The sequence below is a fragment of the Candidatus Methylopumilus planktonicus genome, assembly GCF_000981505.1.
Taxonomy (GTDB): Bacteria; Pseudomonadota; Gammaproteobacteria; order Burkholderiales; family Methylophilaceae; genus Methylopumilus; species Methylopumilus planktonicus.
In genome coordinates this window covers 174376-197832 of the sequence record NZ_LN827929.1, presented here as the reverse complement: position 1 = coordinate 197832, position 23457 = coordinate 174376, and the positions used below count along the sequence as shown (strand labels likewise).

Here is a 23457-nt window from a genome sequence, read left to right as displayed (position 1 = left end):
CCTTTTAATTAAATAAGTTTAGAAACGGAAATGTGAGAAAGCTTTATTAGCTTCTGCCATTCTGTGGACTTCTTCACGTTTTTTCATTGCAGCGCCTTTATTTTCTGAAGCTTCTGCAATTTCAGCCGCTAAACGTAAATCCATTGATTTTTCACCTCTTTTACGTGCTGCATCTCTTAGCCATCTCATAGCTAAAGCCACTCGTCTTGATGGTCTAACTTCAACAGGCACTTGATAATTAGCCCCACCTACACGTCGACTTTTTACTTCAACTACTGGTCTTAAATTTGTTAATGCGAGAGAAAAGACTTCAATAGGATCTTTTCCGGTTTTTGTTTTAATTTGATCAAATGCGCCATAAATTAATCTTTCAGCAACGGATTTTTTTCCGCTTGTCATTAATACATTCACGAATTTAGAAACCTCTTGGCTTCCGAATTTCGGATCTTGAAGAATAATTCGTTTGGGAACTTCTCTACGTCTTGGCATATTATGTTTACCTTAATTTAGTATTCTAAAAATTTAAGCTTCTTTAGGTCGTTTAGCACCATATTTAGATCGAGATTGTTTACGATCTTTAACACCAGCAGTATCCAAGCTACCCCGAACCATATGGTAACGAACGCCTGGTAAATCCTTTACACGTCCGCCTCTTAATAGAACAACACTGTGCTCTTGTAAATTATGGCCTTCTCCTCCAATGTAACTAATCACTTCGTAACCATTCGTCAAACGAACTTTAGCTACTTTACGCAAGGCAGAGTTTGGTTTTTTTGGAGTGGTTGTGTAAACACGGGTACATACACCTCTTTTTTGAGGCGAAGATTCTAGAGCTGGGACCTTGCTCTTAGTCTCTACTTTTTTTCGTGGTTTACGAATTAACTGATTAATTGTTGGCATCGCCTAAATCCTTAAATTTCTAACTTACTATTAATAATGACTATTTGAGCGCTTCGCTAAACGCGAAGATCCCAAAAAGCCGCAAATTGTATTTTGGTTCCTGCATAAAGTCAACCTATCATTCAGTCGGTGCTTCAATTTCAGGGCTAGTTTCCTGAGCCTCTTCCATTGGAACATCGATCTGATCTAGAGGAGCCTCAACAGGGTCCATATTTTCCCCAGCAGCAGCAGCTTTTCTTGTTTCATGATAAGCCAAACCTGTGCCTGCAGGAATTAAACGACCTACGATTACATTCTCTTTAAGTCCTCTTAATTCATCACGCTTACCCAGAATTGCAGCCTCAGTGAGAACGCGAGTTGTTTCTTGGAATGAAGCTGCTGAAATAAATGAATCTGTAGATAATGATGCTTTAGTAATACCTAAAAGCACATATTCATACTCAGCCGGTTTTTTGTCTTGCGACAATACCGATTCATTTTCAGTTAACAATTCTGCTCTTTCGACTTGCTCACCCAGAATAAATGAAGTTTCGCCTGCATCGGTGATACGGACACGTCTTAACATTTGTCTAACAATTACTTCGATGTGCTTGTCATTAATTTTAACGCCTTGCAATCTATATACGTCTTGAACTTCATCAATAATATATCTTGCTAAAGATTCCCTACCTTGCAAGCGAAGAATGTCTTGAGGATCTGCAGGTCCATCCACAATAGTTTCACCTTTAGTAACAACTTGACCATCGTGCGCTGTCACATGTTTATCTTTAGGAATTAAGAACTCTTTTGAAACGCCTTCAAGATCTGTAATGACAAGTCTTTGTTTGCCTTTAGTATCTTTACCAAATGAAACTGTACCTGTGCTTTCCGCTAACATGCCTGCGTCTTTTGGAGATCTTGCTTCAAATAACTCAGCAACTCTTGGAAGACCACCGGTTATATCTCTCGTTTTAGAGGACTCTTGCGGAATGCGAGCAATCACATCACCCACTTTTACCTCTTGAGAATCTTTAACTGTAATGATGTAACCAAGCTGGAAAGTTACGTTAACAGATATATCACTACCCGCTAATTTAACTTCATTTCCAGAAGTGTCTAAGATTTTAATTTGAGGTCTTAAACCTTTTGACTGGCCCGCGCGCTGCTTAGGATCAACTACAACCAATGATGATAAGCCTGTGACATCATCAATTTGTTTTGCAACTGTAATACCTTCTTCAACATTTTCAAATTTAACTTGTCCAGCGTACTCAGAAATAATTGGACGAGTGTGCGGATCCCATGTTGCAAGAACACCGCCTGCTTTAATAGACTTACCATCTTGAACAACTAGATTTGCACCATAAGGAACTTTATGACGCTCTCTTTCACGGCCACTTTCATCTTGAATAATTAATTCACCATTACGAGAAATTACAACTTGCTCATTTCGAGCATTGGTAACGTAACGCATGGTAGATGTAAATTGAATAACTCCATTTGATTTACTTTCAACTTGACTTACTGATGCGGCTCTTGAAACTGCGCCACCAATATGGAATGTTCTCATTGTTAATTGAGTACCAGGCTCACCGATAGATTGCGCTGCAATCACACCAATAGCCTCCCCGAGACTAATTAATTTACCGCGACCTAAATCGCGACCATAACATTGAGAGCAAATACCATGTCGTGTTTCGCAAGTGAGTGCGGTTCTTACTTTAACCTCATCAATACCAAGTGCATCAATTTTCTCAACATGATCCTCTTCAAGCAGGGTTCCTTTCGAATAAACCACTTCTTGAGTTTCTGGATGGTAAATATCGAGAGCATTTACGCGACCTAAAATACGATCACTTAATGGTTCAACAACTTCACCACCTTTAATAAGCGCTTTCGTGACTAAACCATCTTCTGTACCACAATCGTGTTGTGTTACAACAAGATCTTGAGTTACATCAACTAAACGTCTAGTTAAATAACCTGAGTTAGCTGTTTTCAATGCTGTATCTGCAAGACCTTTTCGTGCGCCATGTGTCGAAATAAAATATTGAAGAACATTTAAGCCGTCTCGGAAATTAGCAGTAATTGGTGTCTCAATAATTGAGCCATCAGGTCTTGCCATCAAACCTCGCATACCTGCAAGCTGCCTTACTTGAGCTGCAGATCCTCGAGCACCGGAATCAGCCATCATATAAATTGCATTAAATGATTCTTGGTAAAGATCCTTACCATCTTTGCCTTTTACATTTTCACCGGCATCATTTTTAACAGGCTCTTCTTTAAGACGTTTCATCATTGCATCAGCAACTTTGTCACCGGCGCGACCCCAAATATCAACAACCTTGTTATATCTTTCGCCTTGCGTCACCAGGCCTGAAATGTATTGATTTTCAATTTCCTTGACTTCGGCTTCAGCAGCTTCGATGAGTTGCTCTTTTTCTGGAGGCACAAGCATGTCATGAATACTGATTGAGATACCTGCTTTTGTAGCATAGGTATAACCCATATACATTAGTTTATCTGCAAGAATTACTGTCTCTCTAATACCGACACGTCTAAATCCTGCATTAATTAATTTTGAAATTTCTTTTTTCTTTAATGCTTTATTAATTAAATCAAAAGAAAGTCCTGCTGGAAGAATTTCAGAAAGTATTGCTCTTCCAACTGTAGTTTCATATCGATTTATTTTGTCAGTTGTTGTGCCATCTAGGCCTAATTCAGTTTCTTTAATACGAACTGTCACGCGCGCATGAAGATCAACTAAGCCGCTATCAAAAGCACGGTGAACTTCTGCTACATCACTAAATTTCATACCTTCACCACGTGCAGCAATTTTGTCTCTCGTCATATAATAAAGACCAAGCACGATATCTTGTGATGGAACAATAATTGGTTCGCCATTAGCTGGAGATAAAACATTATTAGATGCAAGCATTAAAGTTCTTGCTTCCATTTGGGCTTCAAGAGACAAAGGCACATGCACTGCCATTTGGTCACCGTCAAAGTCGGCGTTAAATGCAGCACAAACTAAGGGATGCAATTGAATTGCTTTGCCTTCAATTAAAATAGGTTCAAATGCTTGAATACCTAAACGATGTAATGTTGGCGCTCTATTTAATAAAACAGGATGCTCTCTAATTACGTCCTCTAAAATATCCCATACTTCTGGTCCCTCTTCTTCTACTTTTTTCTTTGCAGCTTTAATAGTTGTAGAAAGGCCAAGTACTTCTAGCTTATGGAAAATAAATGGTTTAAATAATTCAAGGGCCATTTTCTTCGGCAAACCACATTGGTGAAGTTTTAATTGTGGTCCAACAACAATCACTGAACGTCCTGAATAATCAACACGCTTACCTAAAAGATTTTGCCTAAATCGGCCACCTTTACCTTTAATCATATCGGCGAGAGATTTTAATGGTCGCTTGTTAGCGCCTGTCATAACCTTGCCACGTCTACCATTATCAAGAAGTGAATCAACTGCTTCTTGCAACATACGCTTTTCATTTCTCACAATAATTTCTGGCGCCTTAAGATCTAACAATCTTCTTAAACGATTATTTCTATTAATCACTCGACGATATAAATCATTCAGATCTGATGTAGCGAATCTTCCACCATCAAGTGGTACCAATGGTCTTAACTCAGGCGGTAACACAGGAAGAATTTCTAAAATCATCCATTCAGGTTTAATACCTGACTTCTGAAATGCTTCAAGTACTTTTAAACGCTTAGCAATTTTTTTAATTTTTGCTTCCGAGCCTGTCTCAGCTAATTCAGTTCTTAATTTTTCAATTTCACTGTTGATATCGAGTGATTTGAGCAATTCTTTAATTGCTTCCGCACCCATCACTGCGGTGAATTCATCGCCAAACTCTTCTATTTTTGCAAGATAGTCATCTTCAGTAAGAAGCTGCCCTCTTGTTAAAGGTGTCATGCCAGGATCAACAACAATGAATGCTTCAAAATAAAGAACACGCTCAATATCTCTTAAAGCAATATCAAGAACCATACCTAAACGACTTGGTAAGCTCTTTAAAAACCAAATATGTGCAACTGGGCTTGCTAAATCAATATGGCCCATGCGCTCACGACGCACTTTAGATAAAGTAACTTCAACACCGCATTTTTCACAAATGACACCGCGATGTTTAAGGCGTTTGTATTTACCACAAAGACATTCGTAATCTTTAATAGGTCCAAATATTTTTGCGCAAAACAAACCGTCTCTTTCAGGCTTAAATGTTCTGTAATTAATCGTTTCTGGCTTTTTAACTTCACCATACGACCATGAACGAATTTTTTCTGGAGATGCTAATGCAATCTTAATTGCATCAAACTCTTCTTCTTGTGTTACCTGTTTAAATAGGTCTAATAAAGCTTTCATCTGTGATCTCCTTAGTTTCTATCGAGGTCAATATCAATAGCGAGTGAACGAATTTCTTTAACCAACACGTTGAATGACTCAGGCATACCTGCATCAATCTTATGCTCACCCTTGACTATGTTTTCGTATACTTTAGTTCTACCAGCAACATCGTCTGATTTAACAGTCAACATTTCTTGTAGGGTATAAGCAGCACCGTATGCTTCCAGCGCCCAAACTTCCATCTCACCAAAACGTTGTCCACCAAATTGCGCTTTACCGCCAAGTGGCTGTTGCGTTACAAGAGAATAAGGTCCAGTTGAACGTGCGTGCATCTTATCATCAACCAAATGATGTAATTTAAGTACATGCATATAACCTACTGTGACAGGCCTTTCAAACGCCTCGCCTGTGCGGCCATCAAACAATTTAACTTGCGTTTTGTTAGCTGAGAATTGCAACAGTTTGGTTTTTGGATCGCTATCTGGGTAAGCCAGATCTAACATATATTGAATGTCTAACTCAGATGCGCCATCGAACACAGATGTGGCAAATGGAACGCCATTTTTCAAATGCTCAGCAAGCTCTACAACTTCATCATCGTTTAATGACTTAATGTCTTCTTTTTTACCTGAAGCGTCGTTATAAATTTGATCTAAAAATTTACGAACTTCAGTAATTTTTACTTCTTCTCTGAGCATTTCTCCGATACGAAGACCTAGGCCTTTAGCTGCCCATCCAAGATGGGTTTCTAAAATTTGGCCGATATTCATTCGAGAAGGAACGCCTAATGGATTTAATACAATATCCAAAGGTGTACCATCAGCCATATGCGGCATGTCTTCTACAGGAGCAATTTTAGAAACAACGCCTTTGTTACCGTGACGTCCAGCCATTTTATCGCCAGGCTGAATTCTACGTTTCACTGCCAAGTAAACCTTAACCATTTTTTGAACGCCCGGAGGGAGCTCATCGCCTTGTGTTAATTTTCTTTTTTTCTCTTCAAAACGTTTGTCGAATTGTTCTTTAGCAGTTGCTAAATTATCTTTCAAACTTTCTAATTGTTTTGAAGCGTCATCATTACCTAAGCGAATATCAAACCAGTCGTATCTATTAATTGAAGCTAGAAAATCTTTAGATATTTTTTCGCCTTTTTTCAAGCCTTTTGGACCGCCAGTTGCGACTTTACTTGTAAGTAATCTTTCGATTCTTCCAAAAGTATCATCTTCAACAATTCTTAATTGATCAGCTAGATCTTGTTTGAAGTGCTTTAATTGATCATCAATAATTTGTTCGGCTCTTGAATCTCTATCAATGCCCTCTCTCGTAAATACTTGAACATCAATAATTGTTCCAGACATGCCTGATGGCACTCTCAAACTTGTATCTTTTACATCAGAAGCTTTTTCACCAAAAATTGCTCTTAAGAGTTTTTCTTCAGGTGTAAGCTGTGTCTCGCCTTTTGGTGTAACTTTTCCTACAAGTACATCGCCTGATTCAACTTCGGCACCAATATAAATAATGCCTGACTCATCAAGCCTTCCAAGCATTCTTTCTGAAAGATTTGAAATGTCGCGCGTAATTTCTTCTGGGCCTAATTTTGTATCTCTAGATACAACAGATAATTCTTCGATATGAATTGATGTATATCGATCTTCAGCCACTACGCGCTCTGAAATTAAAATCGAATCCTCGAAGTTATAACCATTCCAAGGCATAAATCCAACAAGCATATTTTGTCCAAGCGCTAATTCACCAACGTCTGTTGATGCGCCGTCAGCAATCACATCACCTCTTGCAATTTTGTTGCCAATTCTTACAAGTGGCCTTTGATTAATATTGGTATTTTGATTTGATCTTGTGTATTTAGTTAGATTATAAATATCAACGCCAACTTCTCCATCAGCAGCTTCATCGTCGTTCACGCGAATCACAACACGTCTTGAATCTACATAATCAACAATTCCACCACGCTTAGCTTGAACTGTTGTGCCAGAATCAGTTGCTACTGTTCTTTCAATACCTGTACCTACAACTGCTTTTTCTGCTCTCAAGCATGGCACTGCTTGACGTTGCATGTTTGCGCCCATAAGCGCACGGTTTGCATCGTCGTGTTCTAAAAATGGAATTAATGCAGCTGCCACAGAAACAATCTGGCCAGGCGCTACGTCCATATATTGAATAGGATCTACAGAAGACATCGTAAATTCGTTGCGATGGCGACATGAAATTAAATCGTCTTGAAAATGTCCTTTATTATCAAGCTCAGTATTTGCCTGGGCTATAACAAATTCACTTTCTTCAATCGCAGAAAGATAGTCTATCTTTGCAGTAACTTTTCCATTTTCAACACGTCTATAAGGTGTCTCTAAGAAGCCGTATTGATTCGTTCTTGCATAAAGTGCGAGTGAATTAATCAATCCAATGTTTGGTCCTTCTGGGGTTTCGATTGGGCATACACGGCCATAATGTGTCGAATGAACGTCACGGACCTCGAAGCCAGCACGCTCTCTTGTTAAACCTCCAGGGCCTAAGGCTGAAACTCTTCGCTTATGCGTAATTTCAGACAATGGATTAGTTTGATCCATAAATTGAGATAATTGTGATGAACCAAAGAATTCTCTAATCGCACTTGAGATAGGTTTTGAATTAATTAAGTCATGTGGCATCAAATTGTCTGCCTCAGCTTGGCTTAATCTTTCTTTAACTGCTCGCTCCACTCGAACAAGTCCAGTTCTAAATTGATTCTCTACAAGCTCACCAACAGAGCGAATTCTTCGATTACCAAGATGGTCAATATCATCTATTTCACCTCGACCATTTCGTAATTCAATAAGAACACCAATCACAGCCAAGATATCATCGTTCGATAAAATATTTGCACCAGTTTCGCCTTGTGGGCCAACGCGCTTATAAAATCTTTGTAACCAGTTTGCATGTTGTTCGTATGCTTTTTGATGCGCTCTTCGATTAAATTTCATGCGACCTACATTAGATAAATCATATCGGTCTTCATTAAAAAATAATCCTTTGAACAAAGCTTCAACTGCATCTTCAGTCGGTGGCTCGCCAGGTCTCATCATTCGATAAATAGCAACTTTTGCGCTGTATTGATCAGGGACCTCATCTGAGGTAAGTGTTTGAGAAATATAGTCGCCATGATCTAAATCATTTGAATAAAGTGTATGAATTTGCCCTACACCTACTTCAATAAATTTATCCAATACTGACTCTGTGATTTCATCATTTGCACTAGCAATGACTTCGCCTGTATTTTTATCTACAATTGCTTTTGAAAGCTTGCGGCCCAAAATAAAATCTTTATCCACTGTAATTTTATTTACGCCTGCTTTTTCCATCTCACGAATATGCTTGACAGTAATGCGCTTGTCTTTTTGTACAATCACATTTCCTCTTTTATCAGCAATATCAAACTTAGCAATCTCGCCTCTTAGACGATCAGGGACCAATTCAAAATCAATTGATTTAGCAGTCACATGGAATGAATCAAAATCGTAGTATGTTTCTAGAATTTGTTCTGGTGAATAACCTAAAGCTTTTAATAAAATTGTGACTGGCATTTTTCTGCGACGATCCACACGGAAATATAAATAATCCTTAGGATCAAATTCGAAATCTAACCAAGAGCCACGATAAGGAATGATTCTTGCTGAAAATAATAACTTTCCAGAGCTGTGCGTTTTGCCTCGATCATGCTCAAAAAATACACCAGGGCTTCTATGAAGTTGAGATACGATAACTCTCTCAGTGCCATTAATAACAAATGAACCATTGTCTGTCATAAGTGGAATTTCACCCATGTACACTTCTTGCTCTTTAATTTCTTTCACTGTTGGTTTTGATGCTTCTTTATCCATGAGAGTTAAACGAACTTTGACTCTCAATGGAACACCATATGTTAAGCCGCGCTGTTGACATTCTTTAACGTCAAACGCTTCCTCGCCTAAATTGTAAGTGACAAAATCAAGTCGGGCATTACCGGAATGACTTGTGATAGGAAATACTGAATTGAATGTTGACTGAAGGCCTTCGCTAAGTCTCTGTTCGGCATGCGTATTCTTCTGTAAAAAAGCTGCATAAGACTCAAGCTGCATGGTGAGCAAGTATGGTATATCTTGCACACGCTCTCTTTTAGCAAAACTTTTTCTAATACGTTTTTTTTCAGTAAAGGAATAGCTCATTGCGTCTCCTGGTGTAATTTTTATAAAACAATAAACTTTTCAGATCGAAGAATATTGTTTTATAAATTTTTATAAGTTTTAACCTAAAAATGTTTTAAAACAAAAAAGCAATGGCTGACAGCGAGCTGTCAGCCATGCTAATTAGCATTACTTAAGTTCTGCTGTAGCGCCAGCTTCTTTTAATTTAGCTAGTGCTTCTTCAGCTGCAGCTTTTGCAATACCTTCTTTAATTGGCTTAGGTGCGCCATCCACTAAGTCTTTAGCTTCTTTTAAGCCAAGACCTGTGATTTCACGAACAGCTTTAATAACATTTACTTTTTGCTCGCCAGCAGCAGTTAACATCACAGTAAACTCAGTTTGTTCTGCAGCAGCAGCGCCACCAGCAGAAGCTGCAGCAGGTGCAGCTGCAACAGCAGCAGCAGTAGCTGAAACGCCAAACTTTTCTTCCATATCTTTAATAAGCTCTGACAAATCAAGAACTGTCATTGCACTTACTGCATCTAAAATTTCAGCTTTAGAGATAGCCATTTAATACTCCTAATAAAAAATTTAAATTAATCGTTAAAATTACGCAGGTTTTTGATCGCGAACTGCTGCTAAACCACGAACGAATTTTGTTGGTACCTCATTAAGCGTACGAACAAACTTCGCAATCGGCGCTTGCATTGTTCCCAATAATTTTGCGAGTAATTCTTCACGACTTGGCAATGAAGCTAATGCTGCAATATTTGAAGCGCTCATTACCTTATTTGGCATTGCTCCTGATTTGATAACAAACTTATCGTTTGACTTGGCAAAATCATTTAGCACTTTAGCAACTGCAACTGGATCAGTTGAGATGCCATACACTATTGGACCTACCATTTCATTAGCTAAGTCAGAGAATGCAGTTCCATCTACGGCTCTTCGAACTAAAGTGTTCTTTAAGACGCGAAGATATACTCCTGATTTTCTGGCTTGAACTCTTAGCGCTGTCATCTCAGAAACACCAATACCTCGGTTTTCAGCTAAAACAACTGCTTGAGCGCCCGCGATTTGCTTATTAACTTCAGCAACGACTGCCTTTTTTTGTTCAAGATTAAGACTCAAGGTCTTCTCCTTCCGTTAAATTAAGTATTAAGTAAACTTAATACCAACATTACGGCGACCTTTATCAGGATGCTATCCTTTAGGGGTACCGCCATCTGCGTAGGCTCTAGCAAACGATCACTAGAATTAGACTTGTTAGCACCTACGGTCTTTGAAAGCTTCACCGATACTTTCATATCGGTGAACCCAAAGTTCTTTTTAAAAAAGCTTTCGCTTTTTTTAATTCTTTACACTAAACTTGTTGAATCGATTCTTACACCAGCACCCATAGTGCTAGACACCGATAATTTTTTTACAAAAATACCTTTTGTTGAGGGTGGTTTGGCTTTATTAATTACATCAATCAATGCCGCTAAATTACCTTTCAATTGATCAACAGAGAAAGATGCTCGACCAATAGTGCAATGGACGATGCCGCCTTTATCAGTTCTATATTGAACTTGCCCACCTTTTGCATTTTTAACTGCTGCTGCTGTATCGGGCGTTACCGTTCCTACTTTTGGATTCGGCATTAAGCCTCTTGGACCTAAAACTTGTCCTAGCGCGCCAACAACTTTCATAGCATCCGGTGTTGCAATGACAACGTCGAAATCCATCATGCCGCCTTTAATTTTTTCAGCGAGATCATCAAATCCCACAATATCTGCACCTGCTGCCTTTGCAGCTTCAGCTGCAGCACCTTGAGCAAATACGGCAACACGTATTGTTTTACCTGTCCCGTTAGGAAGAACTAATGCACCGCGAATGAGTTGATCAGATTTTTTAGCATCAATACCTAAGTTAATCACTGCATCTACTGATTCATCAAATTTTGCTGTTGCTGTTTCTTTAACGAGTTGAAGACCTTCTTGAGCGGGATATGATTTATCACGATCAACTTTAGATCTTAATGTTGTAATTCTTTTATTTAATGGCATTTTATACACCCTCCACTTCTATGCCCATGCTTCGAGCACTGCCAGCGATTGTTCGCACTGCAGCATCCATATCGGAAGCTGTAAGATCTGCCATTTTTGTTTTAGCAATTTCTTCAGCTTGCGCTCTGGTAATTTTTCCAACTTTGTCTGTGTGTGGCCTTGGTGAGCCCTTTTCTAATTTTGCTGCTTTTTTAATTAAAATTGATGCGGGTGGCGTTTTCATAACAAAGGTAAAACTCTTGTCAGCGAAAGCGGTAATCACAACAGGAATAGGTAGTCCGGGTTCAACAGTTTGTGTAGCAGCATTAAAAGCTTTACAAAACTCCATAATATTTAAGCCTCTTTGGCCTAGCGCAGGTCCTACTGGTGGACTTGGATTCGCTTTGCCGGCTGGAATTTGAAGCTTTATATAGCCAACGATTTTCTTTGCCATTTCATTCTCCTAAATTAGGTGCAAACGCTTTTTTTAAAAAAGCTCCCTAGTTAATTTTTACTGCTTTACTACTAAACTTCTTTTTCTACTTGGCCAAACTCAAGCTCCACTGGTGTTGCTCTACCAAAAATAACGACAGATACTTTACGACAGATACTTTAAGTTTGCTTTTTTCGTAATTAATATCTTCAATTGTTCCTGAGAACTCTTTGAATGGCCCATCAATAACACGAATTGACTCACCTTTTTCAAAGGTAAGTTTTTGCGTTGGATTAGTTTTACTCTCATCCATGCGTTGTAAAATAATTTCTACTTCTTTATCTTTAATCGGTGTTGGTTTTAGTGCACTCCCACCAATGAAAGCAGTTACCTTTGGTGTACTTTTAACTAAATGCCAGCTCTCATCATTCATTTCCATTTGTACGAGAACATAACCTGGGTATAGTTTTCTTTCGCTTAATTTTTTTTGGCCAGCTTTCATTTCAATAACCTCTTCTATAGGCACTAAAATCTCGCCAAAAAGATTTTGAAGATTTGATCGCTCAATTCTTTCAAATAATCCTTTTTGAACTAACTTTTCATATCCAGAAAAAGCTTGGACAGCATACCAGCGCATTGTCATTACTAACCCCGTCCCAATAACCAATTAATCATGTATGAAAAACTTATATCTACTAATGCCAAAAAGACTGCCATCACAGCAACTAGAATAAATACAGTAATTGTCATTTGTATTGTTTCTTTTCTTGTTGGCCAAACAACTCTTTTAGCTTCAACAATGGATTCATTAATAAATCCAAATGTTTTTTGACCAAGGGCTGTTTTCCAAAAAACTATCCCTGCAAATCCAAGTCCAGCAAGAATAGCTAATATTCTTAGCACTAAGGCTTGACCACTCAATAGATAGAACCCAACTATTCCCGCTACAAAAAGTAAGAATGAAAAAACAATTTTTAACTTATCAGTCATTAATACTTCTTTCTTTTAATGGCAGGCCAGGAGGGTCTCGAACCCCCAACCCTCGGTTTTGGAGACCGATACTCTACCAATTGAGCTACTGGCCTAAAATAAAATTTATCTTTAAAACTATTCAATCACCTTAGCAACAACACCGGCACCTACTGTGCGGCCACCTTCACGAATCGCAAAACGTAAGCCTTCTTCCATCGCGATTGGTGCAATGAGTGTTACTGTGATTGATACGTTGTCACCTGGCATTACCATTTCTGTGCCTGCTGGTAAATCAACAGCGCCTGTAACATCTGTTGTTCTGAAGTAGAACTGTGGGCGGTAACCATTGAAGAATGGTGTATGACGACCACCTTCATCTTTACCAAGCACATAGATCTCTGCAGCGAATTTTGTATGTGGTGTGATTGAACCTGCTTTAGCTAATACTTGACCACGTTCAACTTCTTCACGTTTTGTACCACGTAACAACACACCTACGTTGTCGCCTGCTTGACCTTGGTCAAGTAACTTACGGAACATTTCAACGCCTGTACATGTTGTTTTGAGTGTAGGTTTGATACCTACGATTTCAATTTCATCACCTACTTTAACAATGCCGCGCTCAATACGACCAGTCACTACAGTACCGCGACCTGAGATTGAGAACACGTCTTCAACTGGCATTAAGAATGCACCATCGATTGCACGTTCTGGCATTGGTATATAAGAATCAAGTGCTTCAGCTAATTTAAAAATTGATGGCTCACCAATTTCAGATTGGTCGCCTTCGAGTGCTAATTTTGCAGAACCTATGACGATCGGTGTTTTGTCGCCTGGGAAGTCATACTTCGTTAAAAGATCACGCACTTCCATTTCAACGAGCTCTAATAATTCTTTGTCATCCACCATGTCTGCTTTATTTAAGAAGACCACAATGTAAGGTACGCCTACTTGGCGAGCTAACAGGATATGTTCACGTGTTTGAGGCATTGGGCCGTCAGCTGCTGAACATACAAGGATTGCGCCGTCCATCTGCGCTGCACCTGTAATCATATTTTTAACATAGTCAGCATGGCCTGGGCAGTCAACGTGCGCATAATGGCGATTTGCTGTTTCGTATTCTACGTGTGCTGTATTAATTGTAATACCACGCGCTTTTTCTTCTGGCGCCGCATCAATTTGATCGTAAGCCTTAGCTTCTCCGCCAAATTTCTTAGCAAGAATCGTTGTGATTGCCGCTGTAAGTGTTGTCTTACCATGGTCAACGTGACCAATTGTGCCAACGTTCACATGGGGTTTGGTACGTTCAAATTTGCCTTTTGCCATAATGTTATATCCTTAATTAATTACATTCTTCAAAAATACCTACTGGTGCCCATGGCGGGAATCGGACCCGCGACCTCTCCCTTACCAAGGGAGTGCTCTACCACTGAGCCACATGGGCGTGTCCAAATTCTCAATATATCTGGAGCGGGCGACGAGGTTCGAACTCGCGACATTTAGTTTGGAAAACTAATGCTCTACCAGCTGAGCTACACCCGCACACCCATGGATCTGATCTCCACGTCACCTCATAAAGAGGCTATTACTCATGGTGGAGGGGGAAGGATTCGAACCTTCGTACTCAGAGAGAACGGATTTACAGTCCGTCGCCTTTAACCACTCGGCCACCCCTCCAAACCGAACCCTAAATTATGTTGGTTTTTTTGATTTTTGTCAAACTAGTGAGGGACTTATAGATAAGAAATAAATACAAACTTAAGATGGTGCCGGATGTCGGAATCGAACTGACGACCTTCGCATTACAAGTGCGCTGCTCTACCAACTGAGCTAATCCGGCGTTATCAGGAGGCGCTACTATACCAATTTATTTAAATTTGAACTAGTTTTTTAGTTCTTAACTAGGGTTAATTTAGGTTTATTGGGGATTTTTTTTGTTTCGGTTGAACCTAATTCTTGATCTTCTTTAGCTTCAAAGAACAGTCCTTCGCCATTTTCTTTAGCGTAAATCCCCTCAACAGTGGAAATAGGCAGGTATAAATTTTCAGGGGCGCCATTAAATCTCGCTGTAAAGGTTATTGCTTCATCCCCCATAAGCAAATCTTTTATAGAACCAGGGCTTAGATTAAGAAGAATTTTTCCATCTTTAATGAAAGCTCTGGGCGCTAAAGTATTTTGATCTATCTTTACAAGCAAAAAAGGTGTGTATTGTTCAGCAACACACCATTCATAAATTGCTCTTACAAGATAAGGTTTAGTTGAGGCTGACTTTGCCATTGATGCTAAATTATTTTCTCATCGCTTTTTCTGAAGGTGTCATTGCATCAGCATAAAGTGGTCTTGAGAATAATTTCTCCGCATACTTAAGCAATGGTGCTGCTTGATTCGGAAGCTCAATACCATAATGGCCCAATCGCCATAATAAGGGAGCAATAGCAACATCTAACATCGAAAATTCGTCACTCAACAAATGTTGCTGTTTAGAAAAAATGGGGACGATTAAAAGTAAATTATCACGCACATGTTTTTTTGCAATCTCCTTAGTAGTCTCATCAGAAGATTCTAAAGCGGGAATATGCACAAATAATTGCTTCTCAAAATCACTTAAAAATAAACGTGCTCTTGCTCTCATTACTGGGTCTGCTGGCATAAGTTGAGGATGAGGAAATCGCTCATCAATATATTCATTAATAATATTAGCGTCTGTTAATACAAGGTCCCTTTCTACTAAAACGGGAACAGAATTATGCGGGCTTAATATAGCTAAATCTTCCGGTTTATTAGCTAGGTCAACATCTACAACTTCAAAGTCCATACCTTTTTCAAATAAAACAATTCTGCAGCGATGGCTAAAAGGATCAATTGATCCTGAATATAATTTCATCATAATTATTTAATGTCTTTCCAAAATTCTTTCTTAAGTTTGACTGTTAAAAGTAATAACAAGCCAAGGAATATCAAAACATAATACCCCATATCGAGTCTTTTTAATTTTGAGGGCTCTGACATGAACGTAAGATAATTTACAAGATCTCCTATAAACGCATCATATTCTTTCACCGAAAGCGTGCCTGGGTTAACGATCTCTAAAGTTTGATACTTTTCATCTAGCTTTTGATCCCCCTGCAGCTTCCACAAAATGTGCGGCATAGCTGTTTTTTCGTAGACAGTGTTATTCCAACCAGTTGGTCTGGTGGGGTCTCGATAATACCCTCTAAGATAGCCATAGACCCAATCCGAACCTCTAGCTCTTACCTCAACAGATAGATCCGGTGGATTTGCTCCAAACCAAACCTTAGCATCTTCTCTATTCATGGCGACTTTCATTGGCTCTCCTACTTTTTCAGCTGTAAAAAGTAAATTTTCTTTAATCAAACTATCAGTCAAACCAATATCATTGAGACGGTTATATCTCATGTAATTAGCGCTGTGACAATTCAAACAATAATTAATGAATGTTTTTGCCCCTCTTTGAAGAGATTGTTGGTCTGTTAAATCAATAGGTGCTTTTTCTAAAATTGGGCCATCATTTGCGAGTCCAACGTCACAAAAAAATAATCCTATTAAAAAAAATTTAGTTAGAGATTTCATCAATACTTAACTCTAGAAGGAACGGGCTTTGTTTTATCTCTCTTGCTGTAATAAGGCATTAGGACAAAAAAGGCAAAGTATGAAACTGTAAAGATTCGAGCAGCTATTGTAGCTTTATCAACTCCACCAATAAAAGGTATTGCACTGGAGAATTGCCCCCAAACGTTTGATGGCTCAGTGCCTAGATAACCCAAAACAATGAAGCTTGTTACAAATAATGCAATCCAACGTTTAAATAAAATTCCTTTGTATCGAATTGATCTGACCTCGCTTCTATCGAGCCATGGCAAAAATGCAAATATAATTACAGATAGCCCCATGGCAGCAACACCTGGAAATTGAGAATTCAATATAGGTGGAACTGCACGAAGGATTGAATAATAAGGTGTGAAGTACCAAACTGGAGCAATGTGCGCAGGAGTGACTAAGGGATTCGCGGGAATAAAATTATTAGCTTCAAGGAAGTATCCTCCCATTTCGGGCAAGTAAAAAACAATTAAGGCAAAGATAATTAAATAAGTAGAAACACCTATAAGATCTTTGACTGTGTAATAGGGATGAAATGGAATTCCATCTAAAGGAATACCTGTTTTTTTATCCAGATTTTTTTTAATGTCAATGCCATCGGGATTGTTGGATCCAACTTCATGCAATGCTACAAGATGAAAAAAAACTAGGCCTAATAGCACTATAGGAAGAGCAATCACATGAAAAGCAAAAAAACGATTTAGTGTTGCATCTGATACCAAGTAATCACCTCTGAGCCACTCGGATAAGTCTGGACCTATAAACGGAATAGTAGAAAATAGATTTACAATGACTTGCGCGCCCCAGTATGACATTTGGCCCCAAGGTAGAAGATATCCAAAAAAAGCTTCCCCCATTAAACAAAGAAAAATAGCCACACCAAAGAGCCACAAAAGTTCTCTTGGATTCTTATAAGAACCATAGATTAAAGCTCTAAACATGTGCATGTACACAACGACAAAAAATAAAGATGCTCCTGTAGAGTGCATATATCTTATTAGCCATCCAAATGAAACATCTCGCATGATATATTCAACTGATGCAAATGCTAATTCTGCGTCAGGTTTGTAATGCATAGTCAACAAAAGTCCAGTGACAAGCTGAAGGATGAGGGTAAGAAGAGCAAGTGCCCCAAAAAAATACCAAAAGTTAAAGTTTTTAGGTGCGTAATACTTGGTGAGGTGATTGGTAATTAGAGATGATAGTGGGAATCTTTCATCTACCCATGCCAATAAACCACTGTTATTAATTTTTGTTTTATTCATTGTTTATACCTTTTAAATACAACTTATCCAATATTGTCTTCACCAATTAAAATGGTTTTTTCGTCTATATATTTGTGTGGTGGTACTACTAGATTTATTGGCGCTGGTGACCCCTTAAATACTCGACCAGCTAAATCAAATCTAGAGCCATGACACGGGCAGAAAAATCCCCCACTCCAATTTTCGCCCATATCACCTTGCGTTTCTAATTTTGCAGTTGGTGAACAACCCAAATGAGTACAAATGCCAACTAGAACAAGCAAATTTGGCTTAAGAGATCTTGTCGCATTCTTACAATAACTTGGCTGCTGAGAAATTACATCAAGATTAGGATCGGAAAGATTGAGGTCGTTTTTTTTCAAATCATCTAACATTGTCTTAGAGCGATTAATAATCCAAACTGGCTGACCTCTCCATTCAGTCGTAATCATAGATCCTGCCTCAATCTTACTTAAATCAACTTCAACAGGAGCTCCGGCTGCCTTAGCACGTTCACTTGGCGTCATACTTGATAAGAATGGAACGGCAATTGCTCCTGCACCAATTGCACCAGTTACAGTGGTAGCTGCAATTAAGAAACTTCTTTTCTTTTTATCTATTTTGTCGTCTTGATGATTTGCCATGATCTTAATGTAAGTATGTTTTAATGAAATTAATATGGTTGAGAGACATTAACTTTGCGAAAGTTGCTTTATTATACAAAGTTTCATTCGAAATCTAAATAGCAGGCAAAACTAAATTAAAGCTTATCAAGCCTTTAAGGTAATTCGTTTTGATGCAAATAAGCCTAATTCATATAAAAACCATAATGGAATAGCTAAGCAAAATTGTGAGATAACATCAGGCGGTGTCAAAATAGCACTAATGATAAAGGCAATCACAATCATATAGGGTCTTGCTTCTTCCAATGTTTTAACTTTTACCCATCCTAATGTCACTAATATAATAATAATTACCGGTACTTCAAATGCTAATCCAAAGGAGATGAGCAAGGATAAAATTAAATCCAGATAATTTGAAATATCTATCATCAGACTTACATTTGTTGGCGTCATCAAAATAAAAAAATTAAATATTATTGGAAAAATGAGGTAATAAGCAAAAGCCATTCCAATAAAGAACAATATGAAACCACTCACGAATGAAAATAAAATTAATTTTTTTTCTTTTTTATAAAGCCCAGGGGAAATAAAACGCCAAAACTGATAAAAAATAAAAGGGAGTGAGAGTAAAAATGAAACGAAGGCTGTAATTTTGATTGGCACTATAAATGTTGAGGTAAGCCCTGTGCTTACCAACTTATTACCGTCTGTTAATTTATCAATAAGTGGTTCTGAGAAAAAACTATAGATATCATTTGCGAAGAAACTTAAACATACAAAAATAATAATGAAACTAACCGCAGCTCTAAACAGAGTATTTCTTAATTCAATGAGTTGCTGAATAAAAGGTTTAAAGTGAGTCACCGAGATTTAATCGACTTTTTTTTAATTTCACGCTGAATTTTTTGAAGCTCTTTAAACTTTTCTTCTCGCTCAATCTCTTCTTTAAGCTTCCCAATATAACTTTGAGCTCTTCCAGTAAGCTTGCCCAAGACCTTAGCAACTTTAGGAAGCTTTTCTGGGCCAATAACCATAAGTGCTACAAAAAAAATAACGACTAACTCTGAAAATGAAACATCAAACATAAAGCTTATTTTCTAGCTCGAGTTTTTGTAGTCTTTCGAGTTGATGCTTTACTTTTTGGTGTATTTTGATTTTTAACTGCATCTTTAAAGTTCTTAACTGCAGCGCCTAAATCGCTTCCAATATTTCTTAATTTACTTGTACCAAATATTAAGAAGACAATTAATAAAACTATTAGCCAATGTGTAATGCTTGAAAATCCCATAACAATCCCCTTTATTAAATTTTTGCTAGTTTTGAACTTCCACCGTAGACATGAAAGTGCATATGAAAAACTTCTTGACCACCCTCGGCGCCTGAATTGATCATTGTACGAAAGCCTTTTAATCCTAACTCTTTTGCTAACCTAGGCGCTAATAAAAGCATATTTGATAAGATATCTTTATCAGTTTCACTACAGGTTATCAAATTTTCAATATGTTTTTTAGGTGTAATGAGAAAGTGTACTTTATCGATAGGATGTACATCATGAAAAGCAATCAACTCATCATTCTCAAATATTTTTTTACTTGGTATAGAGCCGTCAATAATTTTACAAAAAATGCATGTCATATTATTTTACTTTTGAAGAGCGGCTTTCTTTCTCTTCAATGCCTGAAGTGCCCTCTCTTCTTGCAAGTTCATTCAAAATATCTTCTGCGCTTAAATTTTTATGTGCCATTAATACTAAGGTATGAAACCAAAGATCAGCGACTTCATGAATAAGCTCCTTATCATCTCCTTGCCGCGCAGCAATGATTGTTTCAAAAGCTTCTTCATTTACTTTTTTTAAAATAGCTTCTAACCCGTCACGATACAAAGAAGCTGTATATGATTTAGTCGGATCATCTTTTTTTCTAGCTTCGAGTGTTTCGGTAAGTTTTTTTAAAATAGTGTTCATATCTTTATTTTTTATAAATATCTTTAGGTTCTTTGATCACGGCATGATCATTTATCCATATGCCTTTATCATCTAATTTTTGATAGAAACAAGTTTCACGTCCGGTATGACAAGCAATATTTTCAACTTGCTCAATTTTTAGCAAGACCACATCGCCATCGCAATCAAGTCTTATCTCGCGAACATTTTGTATATGCCCCGATTCTTCACCTTTTTCCCAAATTTTTTTCCTAGATCTTGACCAATAAAAAGCTCTCTTATTTTTTTGTGTGAGCTCTAAGGCCTCTTCATTCATCCATGCAAACATAAGAACTTTATTTGTTTTATAGTCTTGAGCAATCACCGGCACTAGGCCATCAGAGTCCCATTTTATTGAATGTATCCAGCTCATTGACGAATCTCTATATGATTAGACTTCATAAACGCTTTTGCTTCATCGATTGTATATTCTCCAAAGTGAAATATACTTGCTGCTAGGACTGCATCAGCCCCACCTATTTTTATACCGTCTACAAGATGCTGAAGATCACCAACGCCTCCGGAAGCAATAATAGGCACATCCACTTTATCAGATATTGACTTAATCAATTCGAGATCAAAACCTTTTTTTGTTCCGTCTCGATCCATGCTCGTAATTAATAATTCACCTGCGCCTAATGAAGCCATTTTCGCAGCCCATTCAATTGCATCTAGCCCAGTAGCATTTCTGCCCCCATGCGTAAATACTTGCCAAAAAGATTTACCCCCTTGATCTGTTAACTTTGCATCTATTGCAACAACAATACACTGGGAACCAAAACGGGATGAAGTTTGATAAACAATATCTGGATTAACAATTGCTGACGTATTAATACTGACTTTGTCAGCACCTGCATTGAGTAAATTTCTTACATCTTTTAGAGTTCGAACACCGCCGCCTACAGTGAGGGGGATAAAAACTTCTTTTGCAACGTTTTCAATAATATGGAGTATTAAACCTCTATTATCTGAACTTGCTGTGATATCTAAAAAAGTTAATTCATCAGCGCCCTGTTCATTATATTTTTTTGCAACTTCCACAGGGTCCCCTGCATCCTGTAACTCAAGGAAATTAATACCTTTAACTACTCTGCCATCAGTCACATCCAGACAAGGAATAATTCTTTTGGCAAGCGACATTTATTTAATAAGCTCATCTGCGAGTGCTTGTGCTGCCTTAAAATCAAGCGTGCCCTCGTATATGGCTCTGCCTGTAATTGCTCCAATGACCCCCGAATAAGCAATTGAAGATAAGTTTCTAATGTCTTCTAGATTGGTCACCCCACCACTAGCAATGACAGGGATGGTTAGCGCCTCAGCTAATTTTTCGGTCGCCTCAATATTTAATCCATTTAACATCCCATCACGTCCAATATCTGTATAGATGATTCCTTCAACACCATATCCTTCAAATTTTTTTGCAAGTTCAATTACATTGTGTCCAGTTAATTTAGCCCACCCATCAATAGCCACTTCCCCTTCCTTTGCATCAAGACCCACAATAATTTGTCCAGGAAATGCATAACATGCTTCATGCAGGAAGCCAGGATTTTTAACCGCAGCTGTTCCTATAATGATGTAGTCAACGCCGCTATTAAGGTATTTTTCTACTGTATCGAGATTACGAATACCACCACCTAATTGAATTGGAATCGCGCCATCAACTTCTTTTACAATTGCTTTAATCGCCGATTCATTCACTGGCTTGCCTGCAAAAGCGCCATTTAGATCAACCAGATGCAATCTTCTAGCACCCAGGTCTGTCCATTGTTTTGCTACTTCCCCAGGGTTTTCTGAAAAGATAGTTGATTCTTCCATTAAGCCTTGCTTAAGCCTAACGCACTTACCATCTTTTAGATCAATTGCTGGAATGATTAACATAAACTAAAAACCTATACCGCCCATTGAACAAAGTTTTTTATAAGCTGTAAGCCAGCAGTAGAACTTTTTTCTGGATGAAATTGCACCGCAAAAATATTTTCTTTAGCAATAGCACAACAAAATTTTTGTGCATATAAAGTTTCAGCTGACACGATATTTTTATCTTTAGACTCTAAATAATAACTATGAACAAAATAAAATCGATCGTTATTACTAATGTTTTTCCATAAAGGATGATCATTTGTTTGTGACACTTCATTCCACCCCATATGCGGAATTTTTAACTTATGGCCGCTTTCGTCCGCTGTATTTTCATTATTAAATCGTTTAATAGTGCCGCTCAACAATCCTAAGCCATCCGTATTACCTTCTTCGCTTGTATCAAATAGCATCTGCAAACCAATACATATTCCTAAAAAAGGTTTTGTTTTTGCCGCATCTATCACAGAGGATCTTAAATTTCTTTCATCAAGCTCTCTTATGCAGTCAGGCATAGCACCTTGACCTGGGAAAACGACATGATGTGCTTTTTTAATGTCAGCAGGATTGCTTGTGACTTTAATATCAGCTTCGGGTGAGACTTGTTTAAAGGCATTAAATACTGACTTTAAATTTCCCATTCCATAATCAATGATTGCGATCATTATTATTTTGGTGAAAAAAGGTTTATAGACTACCTTTGGTTGAGGGGGTTATGCCAGAAATTTTTGGATCAATACAAACGGCCATTTTAAGGGCTCTTCCAAATGCCTTATATATAGTTTCTGCCTGGTGATGTGAGTTATCGCCTTTAAGATTGTCGATGTGCATGGTGATATTTGCATGATTTACGAATCCTTGAAAAAATTCGTGTATTAAATCAACATCAAATTCACCTATAACTGCCCTTTTGAATTCGACATCAAACATTAGTCCAGGCCTGCCTGAGATATCAAGCACAACTCTAGATAATGCCTCATCTAGCGGAATAATGGCTGTCCCATATCTGGTAATGCCTTTTTTATCTCCGATTGCTTTACTGAAAGCCTGTCCGAGGACTATACCAACATCTTCAACAGTATGATGTGCATCGATATGAAGATCGCCCTTTGCTGTGACTTCTAAGTCGAACATACCGTGACGCGCCACTTGGTCTAACATATGATCCAAGAAACCAATGCCAGTATTGAGTTTTGCACTCCCCTGACCATCAAGATTAATACTTACCTCAATTTTAGTTTCGTTTGTATTTCTTGAAACGGATGCTGATCTTGTCATATTTTTTTACTTAAAG

General features: G+C 38.1%; 25 protein-coding genes, 5 tRNA genes and 1 pseudogene. All 31 read right to left on the bottom strand.

Translation table 11 applies throughout. From position 1 onward, the window contains the following. Positions 1-18: 18 nt before the first annotated feature. The 31 genes and pseudogenes from rpsG to hisB all read right to left on the bottom strand — a co-directional run bounded on the left by rpsG (position 19) and on the right by hisB (position 23441). Positions 19-489 (bottom strand): 30S ribosomal protein S7, encoded by a 471-nt coding sequence (gene rpsG, locus BN1208_RS01065; protein ID WP_046486951.1) that lies wholly within the window; start codon positions 487-489, stop codon positions 19-21. Positions 490-522: 33 nt separating this feature from the next. Continuing rightward, positions 523-900 carry a 30S ribosomal protein S12 gene (rpsL, locus tag BN1208_RS01060; RefSeq protein WP_046486949.1) on the bottom strand — a complete coding sequence of 126 codons (378 nt, stop codon included), beginning with the start codon at positions 898-900 and terminating at the stop codon, positions 523-525. Between the two features lie 118 nt (positions 901-1018). After that, on the bottom strand, positions 1019-5266 hold the full coding sequence (gene rpoC / locus BN1208_RS01055) for a DNA-directed RNA polymerase subunit beta' (RefSeq protein WP_046486947.1): 4248 nt from the start codon (positions 5264-5266) through the stop codon (positions 1019-1021). An 11-nt stretch (positions 5267-5277) separates the two neighbouring features. Further along, positions 5278-9447 carry a DNA-directed RNA polymerase subunit beta gene (rpoB, locus tag BN1208_RS01050; RefSeq protein ID WP_046486946.1) on the bottom strand — a complete coding sequence of 1390 codons (4170 nt, stop codon included), beginning with the start codon at positions 9445-9447 and terminating at the stop codon, positions 5278-5280. A gap of 147 nt (positions 9448-9594) precedes the next feature. Further along, positions 9595-9975: a 50S ribosomal protein L7/L12 gene (rplL, locus tag BN1208_RS01045; RefSeq protein WP_046486942.1), complete on the bottom strand. Its 381-nt coding sequence runs from the start codon at positions 9973-9975 to the stop codon at positions 9595-9597. Positions 9976-10014: 39 nt separating this feature from the next. Continuing rightward, complete coding sequence (rplJ, locus tag BN1208_RS01040) at positions 10015-10536, bottom strand: 50S ribosomal protein L10 (RefSeq protein WP_046486941.1); 522 nt, start codon at positions 10534-10536, stop codon at positions 10015-10017. A gap of 227 nt (positions 10537-10763) precedes the next feature. Further along, on the bottom strand, positions 10764-11453 hold the full coding sequence (gene rplA / locus BN1208_RS01035) for a 50S ribosomal protein L1 (RefSeq protein WP_046486938.1): 690 nt from the start codon (positions 11451-11453) through the stop codon (positions 10764-10766). Between the two features lies 1 nt (position 11454). Continuing rightward, positions 11455-11886 (bottom strand): 50S ribosomal protein L11, encoded by a 432-nt coding sequence (gene rplK / locus BN1208_RS01030; protein WP_046486936.1) that lies wholly within the window; start codon positions 11884-11886, stop codon positions 11455-11457. Positions 11887-11957: 71 nt separating this feature from the next. Continuing rightward, positions 11958-12508 (bottom strand): annotated as a pseudogene (gene nusG / locus BN1208_RS01025) (transcription termination/antitermination protein NusG). A gap of 2 nt (positions 12509-12510) precedes the next feature. After that, on the bottom strand, positions 12511-12855 hold the full coding sequence (gene secE / locus BN1208_RS01020) for a preprotein translocase subunit SecE (protein WP_046486933.1): 345 nt from the start codon (positions 12853-12855) through the stop codon (positions 12511-12513). 19 nt (positions 12856-12874) lie between these two features. Next, a tRNA-Trp gene (locus tag BN1208_RS01015) sits at positions 12875-12950 on the bottom strand. Between the two features lie 22 nt (positions 12951-12972). Next, a complete protein-coding gene (gene tuf, locus BN1208_RS01010; RefSeq protein ID WP_046486930.1) occupies positions 12973-14163 on the bottom strand; it encodes an elongation factor Tu in 1191 nt (396 codons plus the stop codon). Positions 14164-14206: 43 nt separating this feature from the next. Then, positions 14207-14281, bottom strand: a tRNA-Thr gene (locus BN1208_RS01005). A gap of 22 nt (positions 14282-14303) precedes the next feature. Beyond that, a tRNA-Gly gene (locus tag BN1208_RS01000) sits at positions 14304-14379 on the bottom strand. A 50-nt stretch (positions 14380-14429) separates the two neighbouring features. Continuing rightward, a tRNA-Tyr gene (locus BN1208_RS00995) sits at positions 14430-14514 on the bottom strand. Positions 14515-14601: 87 nt separating this feature from the next. After that, positions 14602-14677, bottom strand: a tRNA-Thr gene (locus BN1208_RS00990). Between the two features lie 50 nt (positions 14678-14727). Beyond that, positions 14728-15114, bottom strand: coding sequence for a ClpXP protease specificity-enhancing factor (locus BN1208_RS00985; RefSeq protein ID WP_046486927.1), 387 nt, complete (start codon positions 15112-15114; stop codon positions 14728-14730). A gap of 10 nt (positions 15115-15124) precedes the next feature. Then, positions 15125-15724: a glutathione S-transferase N-terminal domain-containing protein gene (locus BN1208_RS00980; RefSeq protein ID WP_046486923.1), complete on the bottom strand. Its 600-nt coding sequence runs from the start codon at positions 15722-15724 to the stop codon at positions 15125-15127. A gap of 2 nt (positions 15725-15726) precedes the next feature. Then, positions 15727-16428, bottom strand: coding sequence for a cytochrome c1 (locus tag BN1208_RS00975; protein ID WP_046486920.1), 702 nt, complete (start codon positions 16426-16428; stop codon positions 15727-15729). Next, a complete protein-coding gene (locus BN1208_RS00970) occupies positions 16428-17720 on the bottom strand; it encodes a cytochrome b (RefSeq protein WP_046486916.1) in 1293 nt (430 codons plus the stop codon). Before BN1208_RS00970 ends, BN1208_RS00975 begins: the two co-directional genes overlap by 1 nt. Before the next feature lie 23 nt (positions 17721-17743). After that, complete coding sequence (gene petA, locus BN1208_RS00965; protein ID WP_046486914.1) at positions 17744-18343, bottom strand: ubiquinol-cytochrome c reductase iron-sulfur subunit; 600 nt, start codon at positions 18341-18343, stop codon at positions 17744-17746. 126 nt (positions 18344-18469) lie between these two features. Beyond that, a complete protein-coding gene (gene tatC / locus BN1208_RS00960) occupies positions 18470-19186 on the bottom strand; it encodes a twin-arginine translocase subunit TatC (protein ID WP_046486912.1) in 717 nt (238 codons plus the stop codon). Continuing rightward, on the bottom strand, positions 19183-19407 hold the full coding sequence (gene tatB, locus BN1208_RS00955) for a Sec-independent protein translocase protein TatB (protein ID WP_052734595.1): 225 nt from the start codon (positions 19405-19407) through the stop codon (positions 19183-19185). Before tatB ends, tatC begins: the two co-directional genes overlap by 4 nt. 5 nt (positions 19408-19412) lie before the next feature. Further along, positions 19413-19610 carry a Sec-independent protein translocase subunit TatA gene (gene tatA / locus BN1208_RS00950; RefSeq protein ID WP_046486910.1) on the bottom strand — a complete coding sequence of 66 codons (198 nt, stop codon included), beginning with the start codon at positions 19608-19610 and terminating at the stop codon, positions 19413-19415. A 14-nt stretch (positions 19611-19624) separates the two neighbouring features. After that, positions 19625-19957 (bottom strand): histidine triad nucleotide-binding protein, encoded by a 333-nt coding sequence (locus tag BN1208_RS00945; RefSeq protein ID WP_046486907.1) that lies wholly within the window; start codon positions 19955-19957, stop codon positions 19625-19627. Between the two features lies 1 nt (position 19958). Then, positions 19959-20285, bottom strand: coding sequence for a phosphoribosyl-ATP diphosphatase (locus tag BN1208_RS00940; protein WP_046486904.1), 327 nt, complete (start codon positions 20283-20285; stop codon positions 19959-19961). A gap of 4 nt (positions 20286-20289) precedes the next feature. After that, positions 20290-20676 (bottom strand): phosphoribosyl-AMP cyclohydrolase, encoded by a 387-nt coding sequence (gene hisI / locus BN1208_RS00935; RefSeq protein ID WP_046486901.1) that lies wholly within the window; start codon positions 20674-20676, stop codon positions 20290-20292. Continuing rightward, positions 20673-21443, bottom strand: coding sequence for an imidazole glycerol phosphate synthase subunit HisF (hisF, locus tag BN1208_RS00930; RefSeq protein WP_046486898.1), 771 nt, complete (start codon positions 21441-21443; stop codon positions 20673-20675). Before hisF ends, hisI begins: the two co-directional genes overlap by 4 nt. Beyond that, on the bottom strand, positions 21444-22184 hold the full coding sequence (gene hisA / locus BN1208_RS00925; protein ID WP_046486895.1) for a 1-(5-phosphoribosyl)-5-[(5-phosphoribosylamino)methylideneamino]imidazole-4-carboxamide isomerase: 741 nt from the start codon (positions 22182-22184) through the stop codon (positions 21444-21446). A gap of 11 nt (positions 22185-22195) precedes the next feature. Next, a complete protein-coding gene (hisH, locus tag BN1208_RS00920; RefSeq protein ID WP_046486892.1) occupies positions 22196-22828 on the bottom strand; it encodes an imidazole glycerol phosphate synthase subunit HisH in 633 nt (210 codons plus the stop codon). Between the two features lie 22 nt (positions 22829-22850). Beyond that, positions 22851-23441: an imidazoleglycerol-phosphate dehydratase HisB gene (gene hisB / locus BN1208_RS00915; protein ID WP_046486889.1), complete on the bottom strand. Its 591-nt coding sequence runs from the start codon at positions 23439-23441 to the stop codon at positions 22851-22853. Positions 23442-23457 lie beyond the last annotated feature (16 nt).